This window comes from Chryseobacterium sp. YIM B08800 (genome assembly GCF_026163565.1).
In the GTDB taxonomy this organism is placed as follows: domain Bacteria; phylum Bacteroidota; class Bacteroidia; order Flavobacteriales; family Weeksellaceae; genus Chryseobacterium.
Genome location: NZ_JAPDKN010000099.1, coordinates 1 through 4,385 on the forward strand (window position 1 = coordinate 1; position 4,385 = coordinate 4,385).

5 protein-coding genes are annotated in these 4,385 nt (G+C 35.7%); 2 read left to right on the forward strand and 3 right to left on the reverse strand.

Annotated features, from left to right (window positions below):
- Nucleotides 1-129 precede the first annotated feature (129 nt).
- The 3 genes from OEW74_RS19380 to OEW74_RS19390 all read right to left on the reverse strand — a co-directional run bounded on the left by OEW74_RS19380 (nucleotide 130) and on the right by OEW74_RS19390 (nucleotide 2,325).
- Nucleotides 130-882: an SDR family oxidoreductase gene (locus tag OEW74_RS19380; RefSeq protein ID WP_265430047.1), complete on the reverse strand. Its 753-nt coding sequence runs from the start codon at nucleotides 880-882 to the stop codon at nucleotides 130-132.
- A 29-nt stretch (nucleotides 883-911) separates the two neighbouring features.
- Complete coding sequence (locus OEW74_RS19385) at nucleotides 912-1,337, reverse strand: YybH family protein (protein ID WP_416207918.1); 426 nt, start codon at nucleotides 1,335-1,337, stop codon at nucleotides 912-914.
- A gap of 121 nt (nucleotides 1,338-1,458) precedes the next feature.
- Entirely contained in the window at nucleotides 1,459-2,325 is an 867-nt protein-coding gene (locus tag OEW74_RS19390; protein ID WP_265430049.1) for a helix-turn-helix domain-containing protein, read from the reverse strand.
- A 198-nt stretch (nucleotides 2,326-2,523) separates the two neighbouring features.
- Here OEW74_RS19390 and OEW74_RS19395 point away from each other — a divergent pair, with 198 nt between their 5' ends.
- Both OEW74_RS19395 and OEW74_RS19400 read left to right on the forward strand, forming a co-directional pair.
- Nucleotides 2,524-3,609 carry an NADH:flavin oxidoreductase gene (locus tag OEW74_RS19395; RefSeq protein ID WP_265430050.1) on the forward strand — a complete coding sequence of 362 codons (1,086 nt, stop codon included), beginning with the start codon at nucleotides 2,524-2,526 and terminating at the stop codon, nucleotides 3,607-3,609.
- Between the two features lie 180 nt (nucleotides 3,610-3,789).
- Nucleotides 3,790-4,155 (forward strand): DsrE family protein, encoded by a 366-nt coding sequence (locus OEW74_RS19400; protein WP_265430051.1) that lies wholly within the window; start codon nucleotides 3,790-3,792, stop codon nucleotides 4,153-4,155.
- Nucleotides 4,156-4,385: the final 230 nt, after the last annotated feature.

The window sequence follows — 4,385 nt, forward strand, 5'->3', positions numbered from 1 at the left end:
CAATAAAATTTAAACAGGCTCTTAGATTAATCAAAATTTCCTAAAAAATATTTTTCATAAAAATGCAGACCAACTAGATCTGCACGTAAATTTTAGAATTATCGAAAGCAAAAGTATATACTTAAAGATTTAGCTTTTAAATGTTTCAAGTGCCCAATTCTCAAAGAGTACCTTACCCGCGGAGTACTGACCAGCAGGCACTAGAAGTGAAGTAGGAACAACAAAATGCATATACTTACTTTCATTGTCTGTAATCACTTTTTTATCCTGATCTGTAATTTCAATATACTCAGAGACAAAATCCTCCATTTTACCACGTCTTGGTCCTGCAATTTCCATAGTACCATTTTTAGGTTCTTCCAAGGAAAATTTTACGATGAAATCGGTAACATCTTCAAGTGCAATCGGCTGATAGTCTAAGTTCGAAACAAAAACTTTATCTCCTTCTCCCTGAACCTGGATGATTGCTTCCACATGGTCGTAAAATTGTGTAGACCTAATTATAGTGTAAGGTATACCCGAGTTTTTAATAGTATCCTCCTGAAGTTTCTTTGCTCTAAGATAACCGATTTCCAATGCATCATCTGTTCCTACAATTGATAGAACGATATGGTGCTTTACACTAGTATTCAATTCTGCTTTGACAAGATTCTTTCCCGCAGTCTCAAAAAATCGAAGCGCATTTTCTCCTTCGGGAGAAGATGAATTTGACAGGTCAATTACTATTTCAGTTCCGGTCAATGCGTCCTGAAGTCCTTCACCAGTAAGGATATCTACACCTTGTGATGGCGAACCAGTTACCACTTTATGACCAAGTTTTTCTAATTTTTTAGTTACAAGTCTCCCTGTTAGACCTGTACCTCCTACTACTAAAATTTTCATATCTGATTTATTTTATAATATAATTTTTTTTAAAATAAGCTGCGTACGTGAACACCAAAGGGATTTTCAAACCAATATCTCCAATATCCGTCTGCTCCCCTTTTAGCATAATCATTAGACGTTCCTCGTAAACATACTTTTTCACCATTGCTCGCGATACCTGCTATACTCCAATCCAAGATTAAAGATGCTAAATTACCTGCTACATTAATATTTCTTGTGGTAACTTTAAGTGGTAATCCGAATTTAAAGAAGCAGTCCAATTCGCTCGCAATCTCTAATCTTCCTCTCCGAGGGTCACCATTATTATTAATAAAGATTGCGTCTTCCTCATAGAAGCTGAGCATAGTCTCCTTGTTAAATGAATTCATATGAGAAATAAAAGAATCGACAATTCCCTCGGGAGTTTTTGACAATGAGAATACTGAGCGTTCAACAAAATTCTGTGCAATCATAAGACTTAAATTTTCTTTAGAAGTAAATTTTTTGTCTTACAAAATTGAGCAATTGAATAATATTGCACCACTCACGGATTAAGGTAAAAGGTGGACAAAAGAAGGAATAGTATTAATGTTCTTAAGTTGGGCTTGATTTTTTAGCATACTGGTGGCGATATCCACTTGGCGAGCAACCTGCTTTTTTAGTGAACAGCCTAATGAAATATTTTGTATCCTGATATCCGAGCTGATAAGAAATTTCTTTGACGCTTAGTTCCGTATAATAAAGCAATCTTAGCGCTTCGTTCATCACTTCCTTTTGAATCAGTTCAGAAGCTGATGATCCAGTCACTTTTTTTACTGTATCGCTTAGATGTGCAACAGTAATATTAAGCTTTTCTGCATATTCAAATGGACGCTTTATAATTCGAAAATATTCTTTAACAAGATTCCTGAATTCCTTTGTGAGACTAATAGAGCGCAGACTTATAATTTCAGAACCAATTAATGATTGACGTTCGTAGCATAAAACAGCCTGTTCAATCAGAGCTGAAAGCAATGGTTCTTCAACTTGTCTGTAAGCACTATCATTAAGATGCTGTACTTTTATCATTGAGTCAAAAATTGTTCTAAACCAATTGTGCTCATTTAGAGATAAAGATATTTGCAATGTTCCCTCTAAGAAATTATCTAAATTTATCTGCGTAGCTTCTCCAATATGACGACTCTCAAAAGACAGATAATAACCATTTGTACCACAAGTCTCAAGAATCTGATGAACCTGTCCAGGAGCAGAGACAAATAATGTGCCTGCAGGTATTGTTAAATGCTTAAAATCAAATACAACTTGAAGCTGACCATTTTCAATTAGCATACAAGTAAAATGGTCGTGCCTGTGGGGATCAAGTGCTTTTATAATACCTGGTGTAGATTCATCCCAAATACCAACAGCAATCCCACTGCTGTAATCCATTGTGTTTAATATTATTGAATCGTTTTTAGGCATACAATTTCTTTGCAAGACTAATTTAGTTTTTCTTTACTTAACAAGACCTATTATTAGGAATAAAATTAAACTAACAAACAAAGTAAATCATAAAAAACATCCATTATTAAAGCAAAAACATCCATTTTTATCAATAATCTAAAACTCCAACTTTGCAACAGACAAAAATTGATATGTTAAACCAAAAAAATTATACAAATGTCTGTTTCTGATTTATTTAAACCAATCACTTTACTGCACGGTTCTCCGATGAGAAACCGTTTTATGATGGCACCGTTGACCAGCCAGCAAAGTGATTTTGATGGTACAGCTTCAAAATACGACCAATTCTGGATGGAACAACTGGCACAAAGTGGTTATGGACTAATTCAAACTAGTGCATCTACGGTAGAAGCCGGAGCTATTGCTTTTGAACGACAGTTGGGAATCCATAGTGATAAACATTTGCCAGGATTGACGAAAATGGCAACGACAATTCGTGAAGGCGGTGCATTATCTGCTGTACAATTGCATCACGCAGGTCACAGAGCCGTTCCTTCTTTAGGAGGAATTCCTGCTCCTGCATCAAGTAAGACATTAAAGGATATCAAAGCAATATCAACTGAAGAAGTGGAAAGAATTCGTGACAGTTTTATTGAAGCAGCGAAAAGAGCACAATTGGCAGGATTTGATGGAGTTTCTGTTCACGGAGCTTTCGGTTGGATTTTATCTGAATTTCTTTCACCAAATCTAAATGACAGAACTGATAAATATGGAGGAAGTGTAGAAAATAGAGCTCGTTTTACGATAGAAGTGATTGAAGGAATTCGAAAAGCTTGTGGAAATGATTTTCAAATTGGATGGCGTCTATCGATTGAGCGATATGGATTACGTTTGGAAGAATTATGTGAAATAACCGCTGAAATTTTTGATAAAGAACTCATTGATTATCTGGATTTGGCACTTTGGGATTCGGCGCAGCTTGTAAGGGAAGGAAGTTTTCAGGGGAAAACTATGTTGAGCGTTTTTACAGAGCTTCCCCGAAAAGGTGTTCGTTTAGGAGCAGCAGGAAAAATAATGAGCGCCCAAAGAGCCGGAGAATTGCTTGATGAAGGTTGCGATTTTGTTTTGATAGCACGAGCAGGAATTTTACAAAGAGATTTTCCTCTTCAGGTAAAAGCAAATCCGTTTTATGACAGTCCACCATTGCCTGTGACGGCTGATTTTCTTCGTGAAGGTGGACTGAGTGAAAGATTTATCGAAACGATGAAAGGTTGGCAAACTTTTGTAAAGCCTGGTTCATAATGAACTTGAACTTTTTATTTGGTAACCAAATAAGCGAACTTTTTAATTACAGTTCGCTTTTTCTATTGGATAAGCTTTGTCAAAACCAATTCAAAAAATCTCCATTACAAAGTGAAAATCATCCATTCTTTAGCGACTGTTATTCCCACATCTTTGCAGTGTAAATTAAATTTTTATACCATGAAAAAAACAGCAATTATTATTCTTTCTGATCCAAAATCTGGTTCGGAGGAAGCTTTGGGAAGAGTGTTCAATGCTTTGGCTTCGGCTTACGAATTCAAGCACGCAGGTGAAGATGTGAAAATTATTTTTCAGGGAACGGGAATCAGATGGCCGGAATATTTGGAAAAGGCAGATCACCCAGTTCACGGACTTTACAACGAGGTAAAGGATTATGTTCACGGTCTTTCTAAAGGTTGTGTGGCGGTATTTGGAACGGAAGTTTCAGGGTATGAGTTATTGAACGATAATGAGGTTCCGGGAACGCCTGGTTTGCCGAGTCACCTAAATTTGAGAAATGAAGGTTACGATCTTTTAATTTTCTAATCTTGTTTTGAAACTGCTCTTTGAAATTTTCGGAGAGCAGTTTTGTTTAGAAGTAAACTAACTATAATAGAATTTGAACACTAAGCTCACAGAGATTTTATAATAAATACTGCTTTTGAGTTTCACAAAGCCGTTAACTTATAAAAGTACGTATAGTTTTAGCTCAAAAAAAATTGGAGATATTTTTTAAAAATAATAATTAAATTGCAGAGACAATGTTATCACAATCT